Origin of the sequence: uncultured Shewanella sp. (assembly GCF_947501225.1) — a bacterium.
Classification (GTDB): Bacteria; Pseudomonadota; Gammaproteobacteria; order Enterobacterales; family Shewanellaceae; genus Shewanella.
This window is the reverse complement of the sequence record NZ_CANMUW010000002.1, coordinates 179153-205386: the sequence shown is the minus strand read 5'-3', so window position 1 is coordinate 205386 and position 26234 is coordinate 179153. Positions and strand designations below refer to the sequence as shown.

25 protein-coding genes are annotated in these 26234 nt (G+C 48.4%); 15 read left to right on the top strand and 10 right to left on the bottom strand.

Translation table 11 applies throughout. The features are described from left to right. Positions 1 to 28: 28 nt before the first annotated feature. Positions 29 to 829, bottom strand: coding sequence for a slipin family protein (locus tag Q1B47_RS04490; protein ID WP_299789265.1), 801 nt, complete (start codon positions 827 to 829; stop codon positions 29 to 31). Next, the gene (locus Q1B47_RS04485) at positions 810 to 2303 is read right to left on the bottom strand and encodes a nodulation protein NfeD (RefSeq protein ID WP_299789262.1); all 1494 of its coding nucleotides are present in this window, start codon (positions 2301 to 2303) and stop codon (positions 810 to 812) included. Before Q1B47_RS04485 ends, Q1B47_RS04490 begins: the two co-directional genes overlap by 20 nt. Before the next feature lie 210 nt (positions 2304 to 2513). Between Q1B47_RS04485 and Q1B47_RS04480 the strand changes: the two genes are divergently transcribed. From Q1B47_RS04480 to Q1B47_RS04470, 3 genes are all read left to right on the top strand, one after another. Further along, positions 2514 to 3023, top strand: coding sequence for an aminoacyl-tRNA deacylase (locus tag Q1B47_RS04480; protein ID WP_299789259.1), 510 nt, complete (start codon positions 2514 to 2516; stop codon positions 3021 to 3023). 261 nt (positions 3024 to 3284) lie between these two features. Further along, positions 3285 to 4658 carry a molecular chaperone gene (gene yegD / locus Q1B47_RS04475; protein ID WP_299789256.1) on the top strand — a complete coding sequence of 458 codons (1374 nt, stop codon included), beginning with the start codon at positions 3285 to 3287 and terminating at the stop codon, positions 4656 to 4658. A gap of 120 nt (positions 4659 to 4778) precedes the next feature. Further along, complete coding sequence (locus Q1B47_RS04470; protein WP_299789866.1) at positions 4779 to 5279, top strand: CreA family protein; 501 nt, start codon at positions 4779 to 4781, stop codon at positions 5277 to 5279. 106 nt (positions 5280 to 5385) lie between these two features. Here Q1B47_RS04470 and metG read toward each other — a convergent pair whose 3' ends face one another. Then, positions 5386 to 7452 carry a methionine--tRNA ligase gene (metG, locus tag Q1B47_RS04465; protein ID WP_299789253.1) on the bottom strand — a complete coding sequence of 689 codons (2067 nt, stop codon included), beginning with the start codon at positions 7450 to 7452 and terminating at the stop codon, positions 5386 to 5388. A 161-nt stretch (positions 7453 to 7613) separates the two neighbouring features. On the opposite strand from metG, the gene apbC reads away from it, so the two are divergent. From apbC to Q1B47_RS04425, 8 genes are all read left to right on the top strand, one after another. Then, positions 7614 to 8729 carry an iron-sulfur cluster carrier protein ApbC gene (apbC, locus tag Q1B47_RS04460; protein ID WP_299789250.1) on the top strand — a complete coding sequence of 372 codons (1116 nt, stop codon included), beginning with the start codon at positions 7614 to 7616 and terminating at the stop codon, positions 8727 to 8729. 12 nt (positions 8730 to 8741) lie between these two features. Then, positions 8742 to 9377: a uridine kinase gene (udk, locus tag Q1B47_RS04455; protein WP_299789247.1), complete on the top strand. Its 636-nt coding sequence runs from the start codon at positions 8742 to 8744 to the stop codon at positions 9375 to 9377. Positions 9378 to 9632: 255 nt separating this feature from the next. Next, on the top strand, positions 9633 to 10448 hold the full coding sequence (pabC, locus tag Q1B47_RS04450) for an aminodeoxychorismate lyase (protein ID WP_299789244.1): 816 nt from the start codon (positions 9633 to 9635) through the stop codon (positions 10446 to 10448). Beyond that, positions 10445 to 11452 carry an endolytic transglycosylase MltG gene (gene mltG / locus Q1B47_RS04445; protein ID WP_299789241.1) on the top strand — a complete coding sequence of 336 codons (1008 nt, stop codon included), beginning with the start codon at positions 10445 to 10447 and terminating at the stop codon, positions 11450 to 11452. The genes pabC and mltG overlap by 4 nt, the downstream gene beginning before the upstream one ends. Then, the gene (gene tmk / locus Q1B47_RS04440; protein WP_299789238.1) at positions 11449 to 12081 is read left to right on the top strand and encodes a dTMP kinase; all 633 of its coding nucleotides are present in this window, start codon (positions 11449 to 11451) and stop codon (positions 12079 to 12081) included. Before mltG ends, tmk begins: the two co-directional genes overlap by 4 nt. Beyond that, entirely contained in the window at positions 12081 to 12995 is a 915-nt protein-coding gene (gene holB / locus Q1B47_RS04435) for a DNA polymerase III subunit delta' (protein WP_299789234.1), read from the top strand. Before tmk ends, holB begins: the two co-directional genes overlap by 1 nt. Before the next feature lie 7 nt (positions 12996 to 13002). Beyond that, positions 13003 to 13329, top strand: coding sequence for a PilZ domain-containing protein (locus Q1B47_RS04430; RefSeq protein ID WP_299789231.1), 327 nt, complete (start codon positions 13003 to 13005; stop codon positions 13327 to 13329). A gap of 159 nt (positions 13330 to 13488) precedes the next feature. Beyond that, positions 13489 to 14277, top strand: a complete 789-nt coding sequence (locus Q1B47_RS04425) for a YchF/TatD family DNA exonuclease (RefSeq protein ID WP_299789228.1) — start codon at positions 13489 to 13491, stop codon at positions 14275 to 14277. A 222-nt stretch (positions 14278 to 14499) separates the two neighbouring features. On the opposite strand, the gene rsmF is transcribed toward Q1B47_RS04425, so the two are convergent. Further along, positions 14500 to 15936, bottom strand: coding sequence for a 16S rRNA (cytosine(1407)-C(5))-methyltransferase RsmF (gene rsmF / locus Q1B47_RS04420; protein ID WP_299789225.1), 1437 nt, complete (start codon positions 15934 to 15936; stop codon positions 14500 to 14502). A gap of 178 nt (positions 15937 to 16114) precedes the next feature. On the opposite strand from rsmF, the gene Q1B47_RS04415 reads away from it, so the two are divergent. Next, positions 16115 to 17341, top strand: a complete 1227-nt coding sequence (locus tag Q1B47_RS04415; RefSeq protein ID WP_299789222.1) for a spore maturation protein — start codon at positions 16115 to 16117, stop codon at positions 17339 to 17341. Positions 17342 to 17393: 52 nt separating this feature from the next. On the opposite strand, the gene Q1B47_RS04410 is transcribed toward Q1B47_RS04415, so the two are convergent. From Q1B47_RS04410 to Q1B47_RS04400, 3 genes are all read right to left on the bottom strand, one after another. Continuing rightward, positions 17394 to 17828 (bottom strand): hypothetical protein, encoded by a 435-nt coding sequence (locus tag Q1B47_RS04410; RefSeq protein WP_299789219.1) that lies wholly within the window; start codon positions 17826 to 17828, stop codon positions 17394 to 17396. A gap of 342 nt (positions 17829 to 18170) precedes the next feature. Further along, positions 18171 to 19076 carry a hypothetical protein gene (locus tag Q1B47_RS04405; protein ID WP_299789216.1) on the bottom strand — a complete coding sequence of 302 codons (906 nt, stop codon included), beginning with the start codon at positions 19074 to 19076 and terminating at the stop codon, positions 18171 to 18173. A 225-nt stretch (positions 19077 to 19301) separates the two neighbouring features. Continuing rightward, positions 19302 to 19673, bottom strand: a complete 372-nt coding sequence (locus Q1B47_RS04400) for a diacylglycerol kinase (RefSeq protein ID WP_299789213.1) — start codon at positions 19671 to 19673, stop codon at positions 19302 to 19304. Between the two features lie 299 nt (positions 19674 to 19972). Between Q1B47_RS04400 and Q1B47_RS04395 the strand changes: the two genes are divergently transcribed. Both Q1B47_RS04395 and Q1B47_RS04390 read left to right on the top strand, forming a co-directional pair. Then, positions 19973 to 20818, top strand: a complete 846-nt coding sequence (locus Q1B47_RS04395; RefSeq protein WP_299789210.1) for a DNA ligase — start codon at positions 19973 to 19975, stop codon at positions 20816 to 20818. Between the two features lie 22 nt (positions 20819 to 20840). After that, positions 20841 to 21344 carry a low molecular weight protein-tyrosine-phosphatase gene (locus Q1B47_RS04390; RefSeq protein WP_299789207.1) on the top strand — a complete coding sequence of 168 codons (504 nt, stop codon included), beginning with the start codon at positions 20841 to 20843 and terminating at the stop codon, positions 21342 to 21344. 34 nt (positions 21345 to 21378) lie between these two features. On the opposite strand, the gene ylqF is transcribed toward Q1B47_RS04390, so the two are convergent. Then, positions 21379 to 22317: a ribosome biogenesis GTPase YlqF gene (ylqF, locus tag Q1B47_RS04385; RefSeq protein WP_299789204.1), complete on the bottom strand. Its 939-nt coding sequence runs from the start codon at positions 22315 to 22317 to the stop codon at positions 21379 to 21381. Between the two features lie 188 nt (positions 22318 to 22505). Continuing rightward, positions 22506 to 23345, bottom strand: coding sequence for a 2OG-Fe(II) oxygenase family protein (locus Q1B47_RS04380; RefSeq protein ID WP_299789201.1), 840 nt, complete (start codon positions 23343 to 23345; stop codon positions 22506 to 22508). A gap of 309 nt (positions 23346 to 23654) precedes the next feature. Between Q1B47_RS04380 and Q1B47_RS04375 the strand changes: the two genes are divergently transcribed. Then, positions 23655 to 24557 carry a bifunctional methionine sulfoxide reductase B/A protein gene (locus Q1B47_RS04375; protein ID WP_299789198.1) on the top strand — a complete coding sequence of 301 codons (903 nt, stop codon included), beginning with the start codon at positions 23655 to 23657 and terminating at the stop codon, positions 24555 to 24557. 63 nt (positions 24558 to 24620) lie between these two features. Here the strand turns inward: Q1B47_RS04375 and Q1B47_RS04370 are convergent, their stop codons facing one another. Next, complete coding sequence (locus Q1B47_RS04370) at positions 24621 to 26180, bottom strand: SulP family inorganic anion transporter (RefSeq protein WP_299789195.1); 1560 nt, start codon at positions 26178 to 26180, stop codon at positions 24621 to 24623. Positions 26181 to 26234: the final 54 nt, after the last annotated feature.

The following is a 26234-nucleotide window of genomic DNA, read 5'->3' as shown; positions in this document are numbered from 1 at the left end:
CTTTTTTATTGTTGGCAGTACCTTACTTTCAGCCCTGTTTACCCGTTGTTTTTGAGGTCTCATCCTTTACCTGATTCAGCACACCGTTGAGTAACTCCATGGGTAACGGGAACAGGATAGTGGAGTTTTTCTCACCGGCTATCTCGGTCAGAGTTTGCAGATATCTCAGCAGAATCGCATTAGGTTCCATAGCGAGTTTACCGGCGGCTTCAACCAATTTGGCCGACGCTTCCATCTCACCGGATGCATGAATAACCTTGGCCCTACGGGTACGTTCGGCTTCGGCTTGTCTGGCTATAGCTCTCACCATGGTTTCGTTCAGATCTACATGTTTTATTTCAACATTAGATACTTTAATTCCCCAGCCATCGGTGCGAGAGTCCAGTATGCTCTGAATGTCAGTATTGAGCATCTCCCTGTTGGCCAGCATCTCATCGAGCTCGTGTTGTCCGAGTACCGAACGAAGTGTCGTTTGAGCCAGTTGCGACGTCGCCTGGAAGTAATCTTCAACATTGATGATGGCTTTTTGAGCATCGATCACCCGAAAGTAGATCACAGCATTTACCTTGACAGATACATTGTCGCGGCTGATCACATCTTGAGTCGGCACATCCATGACAACAGTACGCAGATCGACTCTGACCATCTGTTGAATGATGGGGATGACGATGATAAGGCCAGGCCCTTTCACCTTGTAAAAGCGTCCGAGCAGAAAGATCACGCCTCGCTCATATTCTCGTAAAATTCTGAATGCGCTCAATAGCAGTGCGACGACCAGAAATACGACCGCAAGACTGAACATAGCGCCATTATGAAGAATGGGATCCATTGTCAGGCTCCTTGTTGTTTGAACAATCCTCAACGTCCGGTTGCTTTTCGTCCTGAGTCTTGTCCTTGGTTGCTTTTAAAATAAGAGTTAACTCTTTAATACCATCTACGGTGACACGTTGACCTTTATGAAGATGAGTATCGGTTTTAGCTGCCCAACGCTCGCCACCGAACATCACATAACCCTGTGTATCGAAGTCGTCGAGCACCTCAGCCTCACCTCCGATGATTGCTTCCTGACCACTGACAATTCGGCTTTTCCGTGAACGCCACAAAAAGCCCAATACGAAGAGGAAGAAGACCACACTGACAGAGGTGACGGCGGCGATGACAGGAATAGATATTTGAAATTGAGTTTCCTTGGTATCGATAAGGAATATGGAGCCCACGGTAAAGGCGATGATCCCGCCTACGCCGAAAATGCCAAAGCTGGGTATCATGGCTTCGGTGACAAGCAGACCGATTCCCAGCAGCAGTAGCGCCAGACCTGCGTAGTTAATAGGCAGGAGCTGAAATGCATAGAGAGCGATAACTAATGAGATAGCACCTGTGACACCGGCAACACCAATTCCCGGGCTATAAAACTCGAGTAATATGCCATAGATGCCGATGATCATCAGAATATAGGCGATATTGGGGTTAGTGATGGTGGATATAAATTCATTGCGCCAGTCCGGGGCGACAGGCTTAAGCCTTGCTTGTTTTAAGGCCAGGGTGCGTGACTGGTCTTTGACCTTCACCTCGTAGCCATCGAGTCTCTTTACAAGATCCTGAGGGGAGTCGGCCATCAGGGTGATCACATTTTTTTCAAGCGCCTCCTTGGCGGTCAGGGTAGCCGCTTCCCTTACGGCTAACTCTGCCCACTCTTCATTGCGGCCACGTAGTTGTGCCAGCGAGCGAATATATGCGATTGAGTCGTTGAGTACTTTTTTCTCCATCGCCGACTTGGCCCCTGACTTGTCTTGTTCTTTGTCCTCTTTACTGTCTTTGCCTGTGGGAGAGGGGGGGGCGGTGGGACCGCCGATACTGACCGGAGTCGCCGCGCCCAATGTTGTTGCCGACGACATGGCCGCTATGTGACAGGCATAGAGAATATAGGTCCCGGCGCTGGCCGCGCGTGCTCCGGGAGGGTGTACCAGACAGGCGATGGGGACGTCTGAATTGAGAATGACCTGGTTGATATCGCGCAGGCTGGATACCAGGCCGCCCGGTGTGTCGATAACTATGATAAGCAGTGGCTCAGAGTCACGATTTGCCGATCTGATCTCGGTGATCAGGTAGTCACTCACTGCAGGGCCGATGGCCCCCTTGATACTTAAAACCGGCACGGCATGGGAGTCGGTGAGTTCGGAGGCTTTTTCAGCCGAGTCTGGTTGAGCCTGTACATAAGCCAGGAAAAAAAGGGGAAGTAAAAGCGTGATCAGCCTGAGGGGCGTTAACCCGAAAGCCGATAACTTATAAGTAGATGCACACATAAGAGGACTCTTCGATGGCATTATCTTTTAGTTTAGGCGATATACGACCACCTCGTATAAATATCTGTTGTTTTTCCAAAGAGCTGCGGGGATATCTGAGAGAGACTGAGGGATAATTTGTCCCTCTGAATGCGATGTTTGCTCAGCCTTGGCTATAATTAGGCTAGTAACGTTTCACGTAGAAATGGTGACCGACAGGAGGTATTTATCATGGCTATAGCAGTGACGCTGGAATCATTTCTCAATGAGCATAAAGTTAAATATTCCCTGATAAAACACCGTAAGACTTTAGCCTCTCTGGACTCATCGGCATCGGCGCATCTACCTAGCTCTCAGGTGGTGAAAGCCGTGTTATTGGTGAATAACGATGGTGATTACCTGATGGCCGGCGTCGGTTCGGGTAGAAGATTGTCGGTGTTAAAACTCAGCGAAGAGATGGGGGAAGCTTATCACCTGGCTGATGAAGCTGAGATCTCGACTCAGTTTACCGATTGTGAGCAGGGGGCGATCCCAGGGCTTGCAGAGGCCTATGGATTGAAGATGATGCTGGATAAGCGACTCTTCGATGAAGAGAAGGTGTACTTGGAAGCCGGAGACCACTGCCACCTGATAGAGATCAATCATCAGCAATATAGCCCCCTTCTGTCGGGCACATTGTTGGCCGATATCGGAGGCGCTGAGATTGGCGCTCCCGAGTTTGGCGACAGCGAAATTGCTTAACTGCAACACCGGGCAGCAGAGTCTGCTGCCCGGTTTCATACCTGTTCTCATTCGTCATTTGTGGCGTCTGAGCGCCGTCCTCTATTAATAACTGCTCGAAAAGAATGGCCTGTATACTACGGTCTTCGGTGAATGTGGCCGGATCATGGCGATAGCGTTAACTTTTGCCATGAAATGGTGTTTTCCCCCTTTGTACTCCCGCCATAGTGTGTTATTTTTCACGGCTTTTTTATTTGTAGCTTTTACCTTTGAGGCGAGTGAATGTTTGTTGGTTTTGATTATGGCAGTGCAAACTGTGCCGTAGGTGTTATGGAAGGGGAAGGTACAAGATTGCTGCCTCTGTCAGCGGACTCTGACTATCTGCCCTCTACGCTTTATGCGCTCGATAGAGAGCTTATTGCCGAAGCTGTTTATCGGCAGCTGCCCACCCATCTTAAAGCCGATTACGCCAGAGCCCGTTCTGCTCAATTGAGTCGTGCGCGCCTTGCCAGGCGCGAGTTAGATTTAGATGCTGATGAGCAGGCTGTTTTTGTCGGAGAACAGGCTGTTAAGGCCTACCTGGATATGCCGGAAGAGGGTTTCTATGTCCGTTCGCCAAAATCTTTCCTGGGTGCCACCGGCCTGAGGACAGATCAGGTGGCCCTGTTTGAAGATATTGTCACTATGATGATGCAGCATATAAAACAGGTCGCCGAGTCAAAGCAGGGCATAAACAGCGCAAACTCAATCACCCATGCTGTCATCGGCAGGCCGGTGAATTTTCAGGGGATCGGTGGTGAAGAGAGTAATAAACAGGCTGAAGCCATTTTACGCCTGGCGGCTAAAAGAGCCGGGTTCACCGATGTTGACTTTCTGTTTGAGCCCTTAGCGGCGGGAATGGACTTTGAAGCCGGTTTAGATGATGACAAAGTCGTATTGGTCGTCGATGTCGGCGGTGGTACCACAGATTGCTCGGTCGTTAAGATGGGGCCTTCACATATTGGTACCAAGGACAGAAGCGGTGACTTTCTCGGTCACAGCGGTCAAAGAGTCGGTGGCAACGATCTGGATATCGCATTGTCGATGAAGGCTTTCATGGCTCACATGGGGTTAGGCTGTCATATGGTCAATGGCTTGCCGGTGCCCAGTAAACCATTTTGGAATGCGGTGGCCGTCAACGATATCAGTGCCCAGCGTGACTTTTCATCTCTGAGCTCCCGTAAGATGATCGAGGAGTTGATCAAAGACGCCAAAAGACCTGAGTTGTTATCCAGATTACTCAAGGTTCAGCAAGATCAGCTGGGTTATAGAATCGTACGCAGTGCAGAGCAGGCGAAGATAGCGCTCTCAGATAATGAAGCTGTCACCATGCAGCTCGGCTATATCTGCTCCGAGCTCAGCGCCGATGTGAGCCGGGAGCTGTTCGCCGATGCCGTAACTGCACCGAGCGCAAAAATTGAAGCCCTGATGCAGCAAGCGCTGGCGACAGCGGGTGTTGAGCCGGATGTGATCTATGTGACCGGCGGTACGGCGAGGAGTCCGGCTATCTATGACAAGATCGCCGGAATGTACCCCGAAATACCTATCGTTGTAGGCGATCATTTTGGTAGTGTAACCGCAGGTTTAACACGTTGGGCGCAGAAAGTTTTCAGTTAAGCTATTAGGTGGTTTAACTGTTTGGCTAATAAGGTTAAAAAGCTTGGCCTCGAGCGGAACCTGGCTAAATCAGGCTTTGAGATCCGCTGGAATGCAGTTTTGATGTTTAAGGAAGAGATGATGAAACTATTGACGACGTTCACAAGATTAACCGCTGCAGCCATTTTGCTGGGAGGGCTGAGTGCCTGTGGCGACGATGTAGGCAAAGTGAGTCTGGGCCTGTTTACCACTAAAGATGTGATTATCGATGCCAGACAGGATCCTAAGATAGCCGGCGTAACTTGCCATATCAGCCGGGTAGAAGCCAATCTGAGTCTGGCCGATCCCTCAGACATGAGTATATCCTGCCGGCAGACGGGGCCAATCACGGCGAAGGATATCGCCAATATCGACAGGAGCAAGAATGGTGAGATAGTCTTTAAACAGTCGCTGAGTATCTTGTTTAAGACGCTGAAAGTGCGTCGCATCTACGATGCTGACAATCAAACCTTACTCTACCTCTCCTATTCGACAAAAGAGACCGAGGGCAGTCATAAACATGCGCTGTCGACCGTGCCGCTCTATGGCACGGATGCCTGGGTAGAATCAGGTGTGCCGATAGAGAAGGCTGAGGGGCTGTAATTGAGCCCGAATGCTGTTTCAGCAGGGCACAGAGAGTAAAAAAGGGCCGCTTAATGCGGCCCTTTCTTATATTTAACGAATCCTCATAGCGGATTAGCCACAGCGGTTACTTAACTCGCATGCCAGGTTGTGCGCCCTCGTGAGGCTCGAGTATCCAGAGATCTTTGTTACCCGGACCTGCGGCTAACACCATGCCCTCTGACATGCCGAAGCGCATCTTACGTGGTGCAAGGTTGGCCACCATCACGGTGAGTTTGCCTTCCAGATCTTCCGGCGCATAGGCTGACTTGATGCCGGCAAAGACCTGCTTGGTCTCACCGCCTAAGTCTAACTGCAGCTTCAGCAACTTGGTGGCTTCCGGTACATGCTCGGCCTTAGCTATACGGGCGATACGAAGATCCAGCTTAACGAAATCATCGAAGCTTATCTCATCCGAGATAGGATCGCTTTCCAGTGGGCTGCGGCTTTCGGATGCGGTTTCTGTTTCAGCCTTCTTCTCTTTGGCTGCTGATTCACCACCGGTTTGCAGGCTCTCTTTCGAGGCATCGATGATAGCTTCGATGTTTTTCATATCGACGCGTTGCATCAAGGCCTTGAACTTAGCTATCTCATGGCCCGCAAGATCGGCACTCAGGTTATCCCAGGTGAGCGGGAACTGCAGGAAGGCTTCGACATTCTCGGCAAGCTTAGGCAGTACCGGCTGAAGGTAAGTCACTAGGATGCGGAACAGGTTCAGTGCATTACTGCACACCTGATGGGCTTCATCTTGTTTCTCTTCCTGCTTGATTAACTGCCATGGCGCGGCGTCGGCAACATAGGCATTGGCGATATCGGCCAAAGCCATGATCTCACGCATCGCCTTACCAAATTCACGGTTTTCATAGAAGTCGGCAATGACCTCCTGTTTTGCCAGGAAGGTCTCTTCAAGAGTGGTATCGGCAATTTTTGCCAGTTTGCCATCGAAACGCTTGCTGATAAAGCCAGCGGTACGTGAGGCCAGGTTAACCAGTTTACCTACTAGGTCAGAGTTCACACGTTGGGCAAAATCTTCCAGATTCAGGTCGAGATCGTCAATACGGCTGCTGAGTTTAGCGGCATAGTAATAGCGCAGGTACTCTGGATCTAAGTTATCCAGGTAGGTACGGGCCTTGATAAAGGTGCCTTTGGACTTAGACATCTTGGCGCCGTTGACGGTCACATAACCGTGGGCGAAGACACTGTTTGGCTTACGGTAACCCGCGCCCTCTAGCATCGCTGGCCAGAACAGGCTGTGGAAGTTAACGATATCTTTACCGATGAAGTGATAAACTTCAGCCGTTGAGTCCTTGGACCAGAAGTCATCGAAATTAAGGTCTTCGCGTCTGTCACATAAGTTTTTGAATGAACCCATGTAGCCGATAGGCGCATCCAGCCATACATAAAAGTACTTACCCGGCGCGTCAGGGATCTCGAAGCCAAAATATGGCGCATCGCGGCTGATGTCCCACTGCTGCAGACCCTGTTCGAACCACTCACCAAGTTTATTTGCGATCTCATCCTGAATCGCACCCGAGCGGGTCCACTCACTAAGCATGCCTTCAAAGGCCGGCAGGTCGAAGAAAAAGTGTTCAGACTCTTTCATCACGGGCGTGGCACCCGAGACGGCTGATTTTGGATTTATCAGATCTGTAGGGCTGTATGTCGCGCCACAGTTATCGCAGTTATCACCGTATTGATCTTCTGACTTACACTTAGGGCAGGTGCCTTTAACGAAGCGATCAGGCAGGAACATCGATTTTTCAGGATCGAACAGCTGAGAGATGGTCTTGGTTTTAATGTAGCCGGCTTCACGCAACTTGATGTAGATGTCACTGGACAACTCACGGTTCTCTTCACTGTGAGTGCTGTGGAAGTTGTCGAACTTGATATTGAAGTCGGCAAAGTCCTGCTGATGCTCTTTATTGACTTGAGCTATCATCTCTTCCGGTTCAATACCCAGCTGCTGAGCCTTAAGCATGATAGGCGTGCCATGGGCATCATCTGCACAGATATAGTGACATTCATGCCCACGAAGCTTTTGGAATCGTGACCAGATATCGGTTTGAATATACTCCAGCATATGGCCTAAGTGGATAGGTCCATTGGCGTATGGGAGTGCGCTTGTCACCAGAATTTTACGTTGTGAATTTGCCATCTTGTCTCAAAATCAGTAAGGAGCCCAAAAAGAATGGCATAGATACTAACCGATCCTAACAAGACTTTCATCAAAAGGTGATTTAAGTGAGTTAAATCTACACGAATGTTTAGCTCATTTTCTGGTACACTTGATCAAATTTTTTATAGGGGGTAGCACTTTTGTCTTCAGCTTCTCAGAATTACCGTCTCAACGACGATCTTCTAGGGCCTGTTTTGGCCATCTTGGATGCGTATCAAGATCCGTATTTAGCGCAAGGATTAGTCAGCGCAGGCTGCGTAAATAAGTTATCGATGGATGGTAAACGTTTACAGCTGGGTCTGTGTTATCCATACCCTTGCATGACTCAGTATCGTGATACTGTCATGGCGATAACCAAAAAGCTTGCTGTACTCGACGCGATCGACGAAGTGGAGTGTGAAATCGACTTCCAGCCCGCGGCCATCTCCGCCATTGGAGGTGTTGAGCCGATTGAGAATGTAAAGCAGGTGATTGCCGTCGCCTCGGGTAAAGGTGGCGTGGGTAAATCTACAACCGCAGTCAACCTGGCACTGGCCTTAGCCGCTGAAGGTGCAAAAGTGGGGATCTTAGATGCCGACATCTATGGTCCCTCGATTCCGTTAATGCTGGGTGTGACAGAGTTCAAGCCTGTTTCGCCCGATGGTAAGATGATGACCGCAGCGACAGCTCACGGAATCACGGCTCAGTCTATCGGTTTTATGTTGAGTGATGACGAAGCCGCGGTTTGGCGTGGTCCTATGGCGGCGGGGGCTTTAGCCCAGCTGTTAAATGAGACTCAGTGGCCAGAGCTCGATTACTTGGTTATCGATATGCCACCGGGAACCGGTGATATTCAACTTACCTTATCGCAAAAAGTACCTGTAACGGGTGCGGTAGTGGTCACGACTCCTCAGGATATCGCCCTTGCCGATGCCAAGAAGGGGATCAGCATGTTCCGTAAAGTGAATATTCCTGTGCTGGGGATCGTCGAGAACATGAGCTTCCATATGTGTAGCGAATGCGGTCATAAAGAGCATCCATTCGGTAGTCATGGTGGCAGTAAGATGGCAGAGCGTTATCAGGTTCCGCTTCTGGGAGAGCTGCCTCTTAAACTCAACATACGTGAAGATGTAGATAAGGGGGCGCCGACGGTTGTAGCCGATCCAGATGGTGAAGTGGCGGCTCTGTATCGAGAAATTGCCAGAAAAGTGGGGGCTCAGCTCGCGCTTACTAAAGTTCAATCCAGTGTTTCAATCAGTATTTCAGATGACGAATAAGGTTTTATCAGCATGAATTCTCAGTGTGTCATTATCGGTATCGCGGGGGCGTCTGCCTCGGGAAAAAGTTTAATCGCAAAAACCATATACGAAGAGTTGTGTCGTGATCTGGGTACCGATCAGATCGGTGTTATCGCAGAAGATGCGTATTACAGAGATCAAGGCCACCTGTCTATGGAGCAGCGTGTACTGACTAACTACGATCATCCTAAGGCACTCGATCATGAGCTTTTATGTAGTCATCTATCGGCGCTTAAGTCGGGTGAAGCCGTAGAGATCCCGACCTATAGCTATAGCGAACATACTCGTATGGAAGAGACCATTAAGATGACGCCTAAGAAGGTGATTATCTTAGAGGGGATCTTGCTGCTGACCGATCCTGTGCTCAGAGATACCATGGATGCGAGTGTCTTTATGGATACGCCGCTGGATATCTGTTTCATGCGCCGTCTTTCCCGCGATGTAGCCGAGCGTGGCCGCACCATGGAGTCTGTGATGTCGCAGTACACAGAGACGGTTCGTCCTATGTTCCTGCAATTTATCGAGCCATCTAAACAGTACGCGGATATCATTGTGCCCCGCGGTGGTAAGAACCGTATCGCCACGGATATTCTTAAGACGAGAATTCAACATCTGTTAGCTAAATAATACACTATATACCAATATCCAAGCTATTGAGTCGGACCGCCATGGATGGCGAAGATGCGGTTAACTTTTGGGTGACTAACGTTCTTTAGATGTGCATATTAAAGTCGTTTGGCCATAGAGGACGAGTCTGAATCTTGATTCGATTTTCGTTCCGGTAACAAGCAAATAATCAAAGCTAGGGGCTTTGGCGGGTATGGGTTTAAAAGGGAGTAAGCGAGTGGCTATTGTTTTCGTCAAAAACAGGGCTGTATTGGGATGAATCAGGTCTGGGTCGATGGAGAGCTGGCGAGTCAGGTAAGTCCGCTGGATCGTGGGCTGGCCTACGGTGATGGGCTGTTTGCGACCATGCGTTTCAGTGGCGGTGAGCTTCAGTTTCTAACCGCCCACCTGCAGAGGCTTACCCAGGGTGCCAGACGATTAGGACTAGACTGGTGTGCCGGTGATGCACTTATTACCCTTATTAAACAACTGGCCACTACCCATGTTGATGGCTGCTTGAAGTTGATACTGACACGTGGCGTGGGCGGGCGCGGCTACACTGCGCCTGAGCAGGCTTCGGTTACCGAAGTTCTCTCCCTGTCTACCATACCCGGCCACTACGGCCGATGGCAAACTGAGGGGATATCGTTAAAAACCAGTGAGGTAATGCTTGCCGGGCAACCTCTGCTCGCCGGAATAAAACACCTTAATCGTCTCGAACAGGTATTAATAAAGTCGAAGCAACTGCCCGTAGGTTTCGATGATTGGTTGGTGATGGACAGAAAGCACACTGTTATCGAGTCATCCATGGCTAACCTGTTTCTGGTCGGTGAACACTGTGTTTTCACACCGGACATCTCGATGGCCGGTGTGGCAGGCATGATGAGAGAGCAGGTTATCTACGCGCTCATTGAGCTGGGGTTTGATCTGCATGTCGGTGAGGTAACATATAGCCAATTGAGCCGCTGCAGGCATGCTTTTATTACTAACAGCCTGTTTGGCATCGTCGATATCAATCGGATCGATGAGATCAAGTTTGAGCGGGCCCCCTTTACAGATTCAATCAGGCACTCTTTAAACCTTAATCTATGAAAAAATTAGTTATAGCATTTACCGCGACAGCACTTACTCTGCTTACACTTGCCGGTGGGTTTGGCTTTTGGGGCTATAAACATATTATCGAGTTTGGCCAGTCTGAGCTAAACGCAACTCAGCCGCAGGATCTTGAGGTTAAACGTGGTACCTCCTTTTCACAACTCGTGACGACTCTGGAGCAGCGGGAGTTAGTTGCTCATGGATGGAAACTTAAGGTATTAGCGCGGCTTAAACCCGAACTCGCTAAGATCCGCTCTGGATTCTATGTTATCGAGCCGGGTGAGAGTGTGGCTGAACTGCTTGAAAAGCTGGTTCAGGGAAAAGAGAAAGTCTTTAGTGTGACCCTTATCGAAGGGCAGAGTATTAAGGAGTGGTCAGCCGTATTGAAAGCGCTGCCACAGATCCAGTTTGTAGATGATGTGTTTAATCGGGTGTTGTTGGAACAGGGAGATGAGTCCGGTCTGCCCGAAGGTAAATTCTATCCCGATACCTATCACTATGTCGCTGGAGATGATATTCGGGTGATCGTCACCCAAAGCTATCAGAAGATGCAGCAAGAGTTAGCCGCGGCCTGGGCGCAAAGGGCGGACGATCTTCCGCTTAACTCACCCTACGAGCTGCTGATCATGGCATCGATAATTGAAAAAGAGACAGGTAAGGCCAGCGAGCGTCCCTGGATCTCAGCGGTATTTATTAATCGTCTCAATAAGGGGATGCGTTTACAAACCGACCCGACAGTTATTTATGGTATGGGTGATAGGTATCAAGGTAACATTACCCGTAAGGATCTCAGGGAGATGACTCCATTTAATACCTATAGGATTAATGGGTTAACACCTACACCGATAGCGGCACCAAGTGGCGCATCACTGCTTGCAGCAGCTAAGCCGGCAGATGTGAATTACCTCTATTTTGTCTCAAAAAATGATGGCAGCCACGTATTTTCAAGAACATTAGTCGAGCACAATCGTGCCGTAAACAAGTATCAGAGAAATCGATGAACAGCGAAAAGAGCAGCAAATTTATTGTGATCGAGGGGTTGGAAGGTGCCGGAAAGTCCAGCGCGATATCCCTGGTTCGGGATTTTATTGAGAAGCATACAGGCATGGCGCCGGTGTGTACCCGCGAACCCGGTGGCACACCACTGGCCGAGCGTATGAGAGATCTCGTAAAAATTGCCGATGAATCTGATCCTCTCTGCGATGAGGCTGAGTGTCTGCTTCTCTATGCGGCAAGAGCCCAGTTAATCGCTAATGTGATTAAACCTGCGCTAAATCGTGGTGAATGGGTACTCGGTGACAGGCACAACCTTTCGTCGCTTGCCTACCAGGGCGGAGGGCGTGGCTTGATGGAGTTGGTTGAAGTTGTAAGCCAGGCCACATTGGGGGAGTTCAAGCCGGATTTGACTATCTATCTGGATATCGACCCGGAGTTGGGGTTGAGCCGCGCCGCGAGTCGTGGAGAACTGGACAGGATAGAGAAGCAGAAGCTGGATTTTTTTGAGCGTGCCCGTGGCACCTTTCTCTCGATTGCTGCGAAAGATGATTCCATCGCTGTGATCGATGCCGGTCAAACCATGGCCGAAGTGCATAAAGATATTCTTGCACTATTACAGTCGCTGGAGTGGTAATGGACCTGCCTTGGTTGACCCCTGTTATCGGTGATTTTAGTGAGCAACTGAAATCACAACATATCGGTCATGCTTACCTCATAGGCGTGCATAATGGTTACGGTGGTGAACTTCTCAGCATAGCTTTAGCTAAGGCGGCTCTGTGTCAGACGGTGACATCTCTGGGAGCATGCGGTTTCTGTAAGGCTTGTCAGCTGCTTGAGGCGGATAATCACCCCGACTTTTATCATATAACCGCCGATGGAAATCAAATCAAGGTCGATCAGGTAAGGGAACTTTGTCAAAAGTTAACGTCTACTTCACAGCAGGGGGGCAGGCGGGTTGCCGTTATCAGTAATTGTGAGAAGTTAAATCAGGCCTCGGCGAATGCGCTATTAAAAACGCTCGAAGAGCCGGGGAAAGATACATTGCTACTATTGCAATCGGATACACCTTCGAGGTTGATGGCGACCATAAGCAGTCGTTGTCAACGGATTCATTTTAAGATCCCAACTCATGAGGAGATCAAGCTCTGGCTGTCAAAGAGCTCGGGTATCACATCCGATGTAACCTGGTGTCTGCCTGTGATGGGCGGGCCACTTGAGTTGGCCAGGGCATTAGAGAGCGAACGCTATTCTGAGCTGCTTCAGTTGAGAAAAGACTGGGCTCAAAGTTTGTCCTCCGGTCACCTGTGTGCTAGTTTAATTAATATAAATGAAAAGCAAGTTTCTGATGCACTTAAGGTTTTGTACTTACTTTTAAGGCAAAAACTGGTGAAGCAGACAGATCTGAATGCATTGTTGAGAGCGAAAATAACGGAGTTCAGCATGAAGGTGATGGATACTTACCACCGCCTGCAGCTTATGCCAAACGTAAATTATTTAGCTTTATTTCAATCATTTATATTAGAATATAATAAGTTGAGTGAAAAGTAATCGGTTTATGATAGATTTAGTTGTTAATTTTGACACCCTACATCAGCTCTACCGTGCTTACATGCCATTTATTCAACCGGCAGGTCTGTTTGTCGCGACTACCGAGAGTCACTTCCTAGGGCAAGAGTTAACTATCGCCTATCAACTTCCGGGTTCAACCGCTAAGCACCAATTTGAGGGGGTCGTGGTCTGGATAAATCCGTTAGGGGCTTCCGGTGGGCGCCCTGCGGGGATCGGAGTTAAAATCTTAACTGATCCCGATACCCATAAACACCATATTGAAAACCTGTTATCACGGGAACTCGCATCAGGTGATTTGACCTGCACCATGTAGGTCTGTATCCTTCCCTGCTCTGTAACTAGTCACTATATTGTCCGATTTATCATGACATCAGGAAGAGCTGTCAATATCAGGCTAAATGTAGCCCTTAACAGCTAAGCCGGAAAAGCGTGAATAGTTCTTCTTTTTACACATTAATTGCTGGAAACTCCCGTGCTCATCGATTCTCACTGTCATCTTGACCGTTTAAAAGCGGCCCCCGATCATCAAAGCCTTCAACAGATCCTCAATGAGGCTAAAGCCAGAGGAGTTGATTACTTTCTATGTGTCAATGTCCGCCAAAATGGCTTTGAGTCTATGCGCGATAAGATGGCTGAGTTCGATCAGGTATTTCTATCGGCCGGTGTTCACCCCCTGGATGTTCAGGAGGGATTAAATATCACCGGACTTAATGAGTACATTAAAGATCCAAAAGTGGTAGCGATAGGCGAAACCGGACTGGACTATTTTTATGCCAACGAAACCAAGGCGTTGCAACAAAGTTGTTTCGAGCAGCAGATAGAGTTGGCCGTTCAGGTGAATAAGCCTCTGATCATCCATACCCGAGATGCCCGTGAAGATACCCTTAACTTTTTAAAAAATGGCCATGGAGATAAAGTGGGTGGGGTGTTGCACTGTTTCACCGAGAACTGGGAGATGGCTAAGGCTGCTATAGATTTAGGTTTCTATATCTCGGTATCGGGTATAGCAACGTTCAAAAATGCCGGTGATTTGAGAACCGTTATCAGAAAAGTGCCTAAAGACAGGTTGTTGGTTGAAACCGACGCGCCATATCTTGCTCCTGTTCCTCATCGCGGAAAAGAGAACCAGCCTGCTTTCGTCAGAGATGTTGCTGAGTTCATTGCTCAACTACGCGGTGAGAGTTTTGAGGAGTTGGCTCAATACACCACAGACAACTTCTTTAACCTGTTTAGTGATGCCGCCAAGCTGGTTGGACGCTAGTCATTCCGGTTGCTATTGAAGAGCAAGCTCGAAAAACAGACAAAAAAAGACCCAAAACTATTCCAATTGTTCTGGGTCCAGGGGAATGGCTCTAACTAAAGAGCCGTGCGCTACTGTTGAGTTCCTCGCGGGAAATAACTCTCTGGCTATTAGTGTAGTCGAGAGTGAAAACTCCTATCGGGAATATGCAGGTTTTTTAACCCCGCTTTGTAACTAAATGTTTCAGTCGGCTGTGGTGGCGTTTGAATCGGCCACTCTATCGCGCACCAAATCCCTCGGAAGGTTGTTTTTCAGACGGCCTCCCAGATGTTTTGCCACGCCCAGTGCACATTCATGATAGGTCACGATAACCTCTCCCTGCGGCTTGCCACCATCAACGAGAGGGATATCTCTTCCCATCAGAAACTGTATGGCTTGAGTCTGACTCAGTTCAAAGCCAGTTGAGTTCCCCGCCAGTGCGACAACTGCTTCATGTTTTACCTTGAACCCTTTTTTGAGTCCATCTGCGAGCTTCACACCGATCCTTTGAAACCTCATCTTTCCTATCAACTCCTTCATCGCGGCCGGAAACAGCCAATACTCAAGGTCGCGTACCATGATGAGTCCATCAATGGGAAGCTCAATATCGAAGGTTTGTTTGAAGTAGTGGCGAAGTTCGACTTCAACTTTCGAGGTGATCGGGGTAAATGGAAAGTTTTTCTGTTTTCTGGGTTGAGGCTTTTGTCTGTCAACTTCACGGCTCTTTGTTATCTTCGCGATGAAAAAACCTTCACTGTCGTAAATTTGTGGCCATACATGAAGGAATCCTTCATCTGTACAGGCTTTATCCGCTCCGGGGAACAGATTGGCGAGAGATTCAAACTCTACAGCCTGTGGAAACTTCTCTTTCAGGTGGTTGCAGACATCCTGGTTTTCTAGCCTGCTCAGCGCACAGGTCGAGTAGACCAGGCTGCCACCGGGTTTTAAAGCCAAAAAGGCCGATTCGATCAGGGCTTTCTGGGTATCGGCGATGGCGATACTCTCCTCCAATCCCCAATTATTCAATGCTAAAGGGTCTTTGCGGATGGTGCCTTCGCCACTGCAGGGGGCATCGAGTAAAATGGTATCGAATTGCTCAAACAGGTACTCACCGAAGACTCGGGCGTCGAAATGGGTAAGGGCCGTGTTACTGACTCCCATTCTGACCAGGTTGGCATGAAGAACTTTTACACGACTCGATGAATATTCGTTGGCAACCAGCAGGCCCTTGTTGTTCATCATCGCGGCAATTTGGGTGGTCTTAGAGCCGGGAGCCGATGCCATATCCAGTATGGAGAGCTCGCTGCCATCCAGCAATGATGAGCTGAGCGCTACGGGGGGGAGCATGGAGCTTGCTTCCTGGATATAGAACAGGCCTTGAAGGTGCTCAACCGTGTTACCCAACTGCACTTCGTTGTCGAGGGAGATCCAGAAGCCGTTCTCACACCAGGGGATGGGCTCAAGCGTCCACCCCTTTGGCGCCATCAGGGAGATGAACTCTTCAGACGAAATTTTCAGGGTGTTTATTCTGATAGAGGGCCTCAAGGGTTTGCTGCTGTAGCTGATAAAATCATCCATTGAGAGGTGAGCAGGCATATCTTTAGCAATGCTCTTGATAAAATCTTGATTTAGTTGAACCATAGGACTCTGACAGTTATATGACGGTGTGTCTTTTGGCGCGATTATACCATAGCATTATGGCACTGGCTCTTTAGCTGGAACCTTGTGGTTATCAGTGGCTCAGGCTTTATTCACTGTGTGGAGCCGGGATTAGGTTTTATCGGTTGATACAGGCTCAGTTTAATTAAAAGGAAATGGTGTGCTAAATCGGATTTGGTTTTTTTTCTTTATGACCGCCATGCTGGCTATCGGTGTCCAACTCTTCAATGGGCAGCTCGATGTGCTGTCCGCGTCGGTGAGTGCACTGTTTGACAGCGCTAAACTGGCCGCGGAAATCGCGCTGGGCCTTATCGGTGTGCTCTCTTTATGGATGGGGTTGATGCGAGTCGGTGAGAAAGCCGGTGTGGTTGGTTTCTTTGCCAGGATTTTTGAGCCGCTCCTGTCCCGGTTAATGCCCGAGGTGCCGAAGGGGCATCCGGCTTATGGCAGTGTCACTATGAATCTGACGGCTAACATTCTTGGGTTAGATAATGCCGCGACGCCGCTCGGGCTTAAGGCGATGCAGGATCTTCAGACACTGAATCCGCAAAAAAGTGTCGCTACCAATGCGCAGATCCTGTTCCTGGTTCTCAATACCTCTTCGGTGACCTTAGTGCCCGTTACGGTTTTTTTGTATCGTGCTCAACAGGGGGCCGCAGCACCGGCCGATATCTTTTTGCCGATTTTGCTGGCCACGTCAGCTTCGACGATTGCGGGGGTATTGGTGGTCGCGATGTTCCAGCGTTTATCTTTGTTAAATAGCGTTATCTTAGGCTATGGGGCGTTAATATTTGGCTCAATAATGGCGCTGGTTTTCTATTTAGGCACATTGACCACGTCGGCTATAGGCACGCTGTCGACCGCTATGGGCAACGGTGTACTCCTGCTTCTGGTGTTTAGTTTTATTCTTGTTGCAGGCGCTAGAAAGGTTGCTGTTTATGATGAGTTTATTAACGGTGCTAAAGAGGGATTTTCACAGTCGATTAAACTAATCCCCTATCTGCTTGCTATGTTACTGGCGATCGCCATGCTCAGGGCATCCGGGGCATTAGATTATCTCTTGAATCTGATTTCAGTCATGGTTTCTGTGCTGGGGGGAGACACACGATTCGTCGACGCCTTGCCGACCGGGATAATGAAGCCATTCAGTGGCTCAGGTGCCAGAGCCATGATGTTAGAAACCATGGAGCACCATGGTGTCGACTCATTTGCCGGGCGCTTAGCCGCGATTTTTCAGGGCAGCACGGAAACAACCTTTTATGTTCTGGCAGTATATTTTGGTGCGGTCGGGATCCGTAATGGTCGTCATGCTCTGGCTTGTGGCTTAACGGCAGACCTGGCAGGTATTCTGGCCGCAATCCTCGTCTGTTATCAATTCTATGGTTAATCGGACAGCCTTTGGCGGAAACAGGCAAGGCTGTCCAGTTTAAGCAGGAAGCCTAATCGTGGTCGGGCATATGACGTTTATACCTCTTTTTTCCCTTGGCTCGGGTGTCAACCACCATACAGGCGGGATCACAGACGATATCTACCTCCACAAGCCTCACGCCATCTTGTCCCGACGATCCGATATTTGATAAATGATATTTGACTATACCGTTATATCGCTTTCCCGCACTGCCATCGCTGGCGGGAGGAAGTGCCGATGATGTTAAATCCATCGCTATGATTTCAATCGGGACGGTAACAGTGTCCCGCTCCCCCTTCATTATTGTCGCTACTCCCCGCAAGTCGGTTGGAGAGGTAGATTCGGCCACTTCGATATCAAAGAAAACATCGAAAAATGAATCTGTTGCGCCGTTAGCTGACCCGGTTAACAGGCTTAAAATTATTGTAAACAGGCCAAGGTGACGCCAATGGGTTAGTTTGTTCATCTTTTTTCCTCAATTGACTACTTTTATCGATTGGTAATACCTAATGTAGTTGTTGGAGAAGAAAGAATCCAAGTGCCGGACTTCGTAAGGGCATGATAATCCAAGTCGCTTTTAAATTGGTTTGTGAGTAATCATCTTTTTAGTAAATATCAATGGGTTGCGTGGAGGAGTGTGCTAGATTTTTTAGTGACTTCCTCTAAGTTTGATAATACTTATTGGAATATACTTCGAATGAGAGAGTGTGCCAGCACCGATCGCGGTTATTTCGCCCGTTTGTATAGGGCGCGTGCGTGAGTAGTGCCTATAGTGAGTAGCTGTGGTTAGTGTCTGGGGTTAAAGAATTCAGAAATGGTAACTCACAGAGAGCATAGGCCCGATAAAGCTATATGAGAGGTTGTAATTGGCAATATTTACCCCTTCGAAGTTCGATTTTTGTTCGTAGTCGACATCGACCTCATAATAGTTGAATGCGGCTGTCATATGCCAGTTCTTGGAGATCTCGGCTTCAATTCCGGCTCTTACATCTATCAAACGGCCATCCAAGTCGTCGAGTTTTATCTGAAAATACTGTGCGTGCGCCTTGAAACTAAATCCTGGTGAGAATTCATAGGTGCCATATAGCCCTATGTCGGGAAGCGGCGCGGTGATCTTTTCATCCACAACATTGGGGATCGGAGCGATTTCACAGCCATCAATATTCTCGCCTTCGACACAGGCACCGACCGTGCCCTCGAACCCTGTTTTAACAAACATGGCGTGAAGACCCAGGGACACGCCTAAATTGAAGTTATTACCCTGGTAAAAATTATAGCCATACCCGATTCGGGCAATATCGATGTTGAGCGTGGTCTTGAGTTGGCTGCCAACTTTAACATCGAAAATCTTGTCATCGAGATCGACCTGAAAAGGCTTAGAGAGGCTCTGAACCTCGGCGCTTCTATGTAGCTGTTTCCAATCTATAAAGATTAAGTGTTTATCGTTGAAGTGATGAAATATCTCGAAGAAAGGGAGGAACTGAGACTCTTCCAGATTCAGATCCTGTTCGAAATCAATCTTGAAATCTTCGCCTAAGACTGGATCTGTAACATCCATTGTAGAGTTGGAATTGGAGTAAAAACCTCCGACTCTAATCACAGTCTTGCCATCAGTCATAGCGCCAGTACTGCTGATCAGTTCACTCTCCTCTGTCGCGAAACAGGGGCTGGCTGCTATCATGGCCAAAACCGAGATGCCGAACTTTTTTACCATTGAAGGCGGCTCCATCACTTTTCTTATTATTATATTTAAGTCATTGATTCGGTATAAACGAACCGTTATATGGGACTTATACTAGCATCTTGTTTCATTTTGTGAATGACTTGTATCAAAAAATGTCAAAAGTAATGCATCTTTATTGCGGTTTTGTAGGTGGTGTAGCTTATTGGCTGGAAGGCAGGTAAAGCTGGAGTCACCCAAAGGTGACCCCGGTTAAGATCAGAGGTATCGGCTCGCGAGTATAATTGTCCACGTGATGCCGCACAGGGCCAGGCTCATAAAAACTGCGGCGGAAGCGACATCTTTCGCCTGACCACTCAGTGGGTGGATCTCATCACCAATCCTGTCGACAACGGCCTCTATTGCCGAATTTAATAGCTCTGTGATGAGCACAATAAAGAGTGTCAGAATCAGAAAAAGACGTTCGACTGTGCTGATGTCCACAACAAGGGCTATAGGAAGCATGATTGCGGCTAACATCAGCTCCTGTCTGAATGCGGCTTCATGACTCCATGCCAGTCTTAGTCCCTGCATTGAGAAACCTGTGGCTCTGAATATGCGCTTTAATCCGTGGTTATTTTCAGGTTTCATAACACCTCATAAGTTCTATTTTCGACAGATGTGTTCACTGTGCGAATCGGTTGGGCGAGAGTATATCATCGCGAAATTTTCATACCAATTGTATATCTATAACAAATGTGAGCTGCCTGTGATATCTGCACTGGCTGGCTGCAGTGTACCTGAGCTTTTCTATGTCGGTGTTACGGCCAGTGGTCGTTATTGGCATCATACTCTACACTGTCAACAGTGGCAGGTTCTGTATCACAAAATACTTTACCGCCCGGAAGCTGAAGGAAGCAGCTTAAACCATTATACGAAGGAGCGTCCCTATGTTTTGTATCCAGACATGTCGATTGGCCCGGATCTGGGCCATCATCTACCTTTACATCGCTACCGCTTATGCCGGTGTCAGCGACATACAGCTGGCGGTGGAGCAGCGGGCACAGGCGCCTATCGGTGAGTATCTGGTCAGTGAAAAACTTGATGGAGTGAGAGGCTATTGGGATGGCACTCACCTCTTTACGCGTTCCGGAAGGCAGCTTTCGGCGCCCCGATGGTTTACCCAAGGTTTTCCTGACTATGCCCTCGATGGTGAGCTATGGATGGGCAGGGGAAGGTTTGAGCAGATCTCATCCCTGATAAGAAGAAAAGATCCTGACCCGGAACTCTGGCGGGGAGTTAGGTTTATGGTCTTCGACCTGCCATCCCACAGCCAGAAGTTCTCCGAGCGGTACAAGATAGCCAAAAAGGAGTTATCAGAGGCGTCCCGCTATCTGACTGTCATAGAGCAGAAACGATTCGATAACGTCAAAGCGCTTGATCACTGGTTCAATCAAGTTATCGAGCAAGGTGGTGAGGGGCTGATGTTACATCACCATGCATCGCTTTACCTGAGTGGCAGAAACACAGATGTGATTAAACTTAAGCCTATGTATGATGCCGAGGCCAGAGTTGTGGCTCATCAGGAGGGGCAGGGGAAGTACAAAGGGATGTTAGGTGCCTTAGTTGTGGAAACACCTGACGGAGTTCGCTTTAAGCTAGGAACCGGTTTCACTGACAGGGAGAGACGCGAGCCGCCACGGGTCGGCGCTATCGTCACCTATCGTTACTCTGGGCTGACTCAAAAAGGGACGCCTAGGTTTGCCAGCTTTCTTAGGGTAAGATTCAAGGAGTAATGATTCCTACAGGCAAACGTAAATGAAACAGATAACCTCCGTCCTCTTTGTATGTATGGGTAACATATGCAGGTCACCCACTGCAGAGGCCGTTTTTCGTGCCAAGGCTGAAATGAGGGGATTGAATCTTGATATCGATTCGGCCGGAACTATCGCTTATCATCAGGGCAAGTCGCCGGACCCGAGGTCGGTAGCGGCCGGGGAGAAGCGAGGCTTTAGCTTTGAAGGAATAACGGCGCGACAGGTGGTACACGATGACTTTGCCAGATTCGACCTTATTTTAGCCGCCGACCTTCAAAATCTTCAAGATCTTCGGGAGCGTTCACCCGAAGAGCATCGGGACAAGCTTAAGTTGATCCTGTCTTTCTCAGGTGACAAGTCTGTGGGTCGTTCATCGGTATCGGAGGTGCCGGATCCCTACTATGGTAGCGGTAATGGCTTTGAGCTGGTCTTGGATCTGATTGAACAGAGCTGTGACAATTTAATTGAGCAGATAACGAGCAATAAAAAAGCCTCGCCTATGTAATAGGGAGGCTTAGTTGTTACTTTACTCTATAGCCTTATTTGTGGCGTTTACCGGCACGCTTTAATTTCTCGGCTTCCTGCTTGGCCTTTTTCTCGGCTTCCTTCTCGGCCAGTAACTTAGCGACCTCAGCCTTTTCGATATCGGCCATCTCGGGGGTTTCCAGTGTCAGTTGGCCAATCTTTCCCGAACGAAACTCGTGTAACACAAGCTCGGAGACTTTGTGAAGATCGATACGGCCACCTGGACGCAGCGCGCCTCTCTTGCGGCCTATGGCTTCGAGTAGCTCGATATCGGTATCGGGCAGCTCTTTTAGTTTGTAACGTTCGGCAATCGCTTCGGGGTACGCCTGCAGGAAATACTCTGCGGCGAACATGGCTACATCTTCATACTCCATCGCGGTGTCTTTAATGGCACCTGTGATTGCGAGGCGGTAGCTGCTCTTCTCATTGTCGACTTTTGGCCACAGGATCCCGGGTGTGTCAGAAAGCACTATACCGTTTCTCAGGTTGATACGTTGCTGGACCTTGGTCACAGCGGGTTCATTACCCGTCTTGGCTATGGTTCTTCCTGCCAAGGTGTTGATAATCGTTGATTTACCTACGTTGGGGATCCCCATGATCATGGTGCGGATATCTTTTTCAATCTTGTCACGACTGGGAACGAACTTACGGCATAGATCGGGAATTTTTTTTACTTGCGCCGACTGCAGGGTGGTAATTGCCATCGCTTTTACCCCCTGCTCACGTTCCAGATACTCTATCCAACGTTGGGTTGTTACCGGGTCTGCCAAATCCGATTTATTAAGTAGTTTAATACAGGGCTTATCACCACGAAGAGTTGAAACCATAGGGTTTTCACTACTGTATGGGATCCTTGCATCCAGCACTTCAATGACCAGATCGACCTGAGGCATCACCTCTTCGATCTCTTTACGTGCCTTGTGCATATGTCCCGGGTACCACTGAATTGCCATCTTAATGCTCTGTATTAATTCTGTTAGGTGGGATTTTACCTTGTTAAGGAAAAATTTCATCAATAAAAAAGCGCCCAATGGCGCTTTTATATTCGGCTTACGCTTAAGCAGGTTACTGAGAAGCGGTTTTAAACCCTAAGCGGTTCTGACTGGCTTTAAAGCTGTCAGCTACCTACTATGGCAGGGGCTTAAATCACTCCCAACTCCCTGAGACGCTCCATCAGGTAACTGTCCGCGGTATACCTGTTTGAAAGAACGACTTCAGGTTTAGGATGGAGGAACAGAGGCAGTGAGACCCTTGCCTTGCTTGTGTCTGTTCCAACAGGGTTTACGACTCTGTGGGTCGTGGAGGGGAAGTAACCGCCGGATGCTTCCTGTAACATATCGCCGATATTGATGATGAGATTACCGAAATCACAGGGTACGTCTAACCAATTTCCATCTTTGGTCTTTACCTGTAAACCCGGCTCGTTTGCGGCGGGTAAGATGGTCAATAGGTTTATATCTTCATGGGCGGCAGCGCGAATAGCACCGGGTTCCTCATTGCCTGACATGGCAGGGTAGTGCAGTACGCGCAGCAGGGTCTTGTGACTCTGCTCTATCATCTTAGGTAGTGCGATGGAGTAGTTGACTGCGACGTCGGCGGGGGTATAGGTTTCAACCCACTGAAGCAACTCGGCCGCTAACTCATTGGCGCGATCATAATAGGTTAAAATATTCTCTCTTAATGAGTCAGGAATACGCCCCCAGGGGTAGATGTGATAATACTCCTTGATATCTTTGACCGTGTGACCCTTAGCCGTTTCAGATACTTCAGAGGGGAAAAATCCATCTTGGGTTTCCGGTTTAAAGAGAAAGTCATGTTTCTCCTGGCTGTTAAAAAACACCTGCCACTCCTGGTAGATGGTTTCTACCAGTGACTTGTCTATGGTGTGGTTTGAGAGTACACCGAAGCCGGTATCTCGTAAGGACTGGACAAATTTTTCTGCGCTATCTTCAGCCTGATAGTTTATTGTTTCTAGTTTCATGTAATTTCTTCTTATTTTATGACCCCGGCGCATTCTAACCAGCCGATGAACTCCCTGCAATCAAATGTGATGCAAATCACGTTTTAATTGTTTTTCACTTGAATCAATGCTATAGGCTTGCCAAATAAATCTAGTATTTACAGTTGGATAATATTAAACGAGGCTTGAAAAATAAAATCAGTCAAATCCCGACTAAAATAGTAGGAATTACCCGTTTCATTGAGCAGACTGTTGCCGGGAACTCGTGTGAAAGAGATAATCATGCCGGCAGGTCTTATGAGTGTAGCTGTTCGGAATAGAGGCATAACAATGAATAAATTGAATGATTTTGAGCGGTTTGTCATAGAGGAGAAGGGCACCGAGCGGCCTTTCAGTGGTGAGTATCACCTGCATGATGCGGCGGGAGTCTATCTGTGTAAACGATGTGACGCGCCTCTGTACCTGTCAGAGAGTAAGTTTAACGCGCATTGCGGTTGGCCGGCCTTTGATGATGAGATCACCGGGGCCGTGAAGCGAGTTGCCGATAGGGATGGCGTGCGAGTAGAGATTGTTTGTGCCGCCTGTGGCGGTCACTTAGGGCATGTGTTTGAGGGGGAGAGGTTAACCGATAAAAATGTCAGGCATTGTGTTAACTCTGTTTCGCTCAACTTTAAGGCGGCCGGTGAGATGGTACAAACTCCACAAGTGAGCATAGCAACATTCGGAGCCGGGTGTTTCTGGTGTATCGAAGCGATCTTTAATGAACTCAGTGGCGTCATTGAGTCGACCCCCGGATATAGTGGCGGCAGTGCCGATACGGCTAACTATAGTGATGTCTGTAGTGCAGCGACCGGCCATGCCGAAGTGGTGCAGGTTAAATTCGACCCGGCCATTATCAGTTTTGATGAACTATTGCAGGTGTTTTGGATGAGTCATGATCCCACAACGCTCAATCGTCAAGGCAATGATGTCGGACCCCAATATCGTTCGGTCATTTTTACTCATGATGCGCAGCAGGCAGATGCCGCTAATCGCATGATTGAACAGTTAACCCAGGCGCAGCTCTGGTCAGATCCGATCGTTACCGAGATCAGTGCCTTCGAAAGCTTTTATCCCGCCGAAAACTACCATAATGACTACTTTGAGCTCAATGGTGAGCAGCCCTATTGCCAGATGGTGATTAAACCTAAACTTGAGAAGTTTCGTTTAGCGTTCGCATCCAAATTAAAATAGCTCAGGCATTAAAAAAGGCGAGTTTTCACTCGCCCTTTTAGTACTTGCCAGATAGCAGGAAAATTATGAATCTAATTTATCATCAGCAATCTTGTAGTGAGGATCTTCGATAAGGTTAACTTCAACCAGATCACCAGCCTTATGCAGTAACCTTTTACAATCATTACTCAGGTGGCGAAGGTGGAGTCTCTTGCCGTTCGAACCATAACGCTCTGCAAGGGTATCGATAGCATCTAACGCCGAATGATCACATACCCGGGAGTTTTGGAAATCTACAATTACATCTTCCGGATCGCTGTTAGCGTGGAAAAGTTCTAAAAACTCGGCGGCAGAACCAAAAAAGAGTGGTCCGTTGAGCTTATATACCTTCCAACCGTTGGCATCTTCGCTGATATCGACGTTGATATGTTTCGCGTGCTCCCAGGCAAATACCAAAGCAGACACGATAACACCGACAAATACCGCAAATGCCAGATCAGTAAATACGGTTACGATAGTCACCAGTACGATAACGAAAGCATCGTGCTTAGGTACCTTTCTCATTACCTTAAAGCTGGCCCACTCGAAGGTACCAAGTACAACCATAAACATCACACCTACCAGCGCAGCTAACGGTATCATCTCGATGAGTGAGGAACCGAAAAGGATGAAGGCAAGCAGAGCGACTGCCGCAGTGATCCCTGATAAACGGCCACGACCACCTGAGTTGATGTTAATCATAGATTGGCCGATCATCGCACAACCGCCCATGGCACCGAAGAAACCACTGGTGATATTACCAACGCCTTGTCCGATACACTCCTTGTTGCCTTTACCACGTGTATCTGTCATCTCATCGATAACGGTCAGGGTCAGTAATGATTCAATCAAACCCACAGCAGCTAAGATCATCGAATATGGAAGAATGATATAAAGCGTTTCTAGGTTAAAAGCAACGGCAGGGATCGAGAAGGTAGGGAGACTACCAGCAATGGTCGCATTCTCGTCACCACTCATAGATTTCAGGAAATCTAAAACGGTACGGGTATCAAGCTCAAGGAAGACCACCAATAGGGTGACAGTGACAATTGCCGCTAACGAAGAGGGCACTGCTGAAGTCAATTTTGGTAAAAACTGAATGATTGCCATCGTTAACAGTACCAATCCAAGCATCAACATCAGTTGATCTTGAGGTAACCAGGTCATGACACCATCAACGCCGGGTATCTTAAACTGCCCCAGTTGAGCCAGAAAGATGACGATTGCCAGACCGTTCACAAAACCTATCATCACAGGGTAGGGAACGATACGAATGAACTTACCTAATCTCAACAGGCCACATGAGACCTGAATGAGACCGGCCAGTACGACCGCGGCGAAAAGGTATTGCACTCCATGCTCAGCAACCAGGGCGACCATAACCACAGCCATAGCGCCGGTAGCACCGGAGATCATGCCCGGGCGACCACCGATAAGTGCGGTGATGAGTCCCATAATAAAGGCTGCATATAAGCCAACCATAGGCTCTACACCTGCAACGAAGGCGAACGCAACGGCTTCAGGAACAAGTGCAAGTGCCACTGTTAAGCCCGATAGAAGATCGGCCTTGCTACTGGCGGTTTTGTGACGAATAAGATCGAACATTTAGCCTCTGTTGTAATTTTGTTGAATTAGATTTAATTGCGGCCGCGCATACTA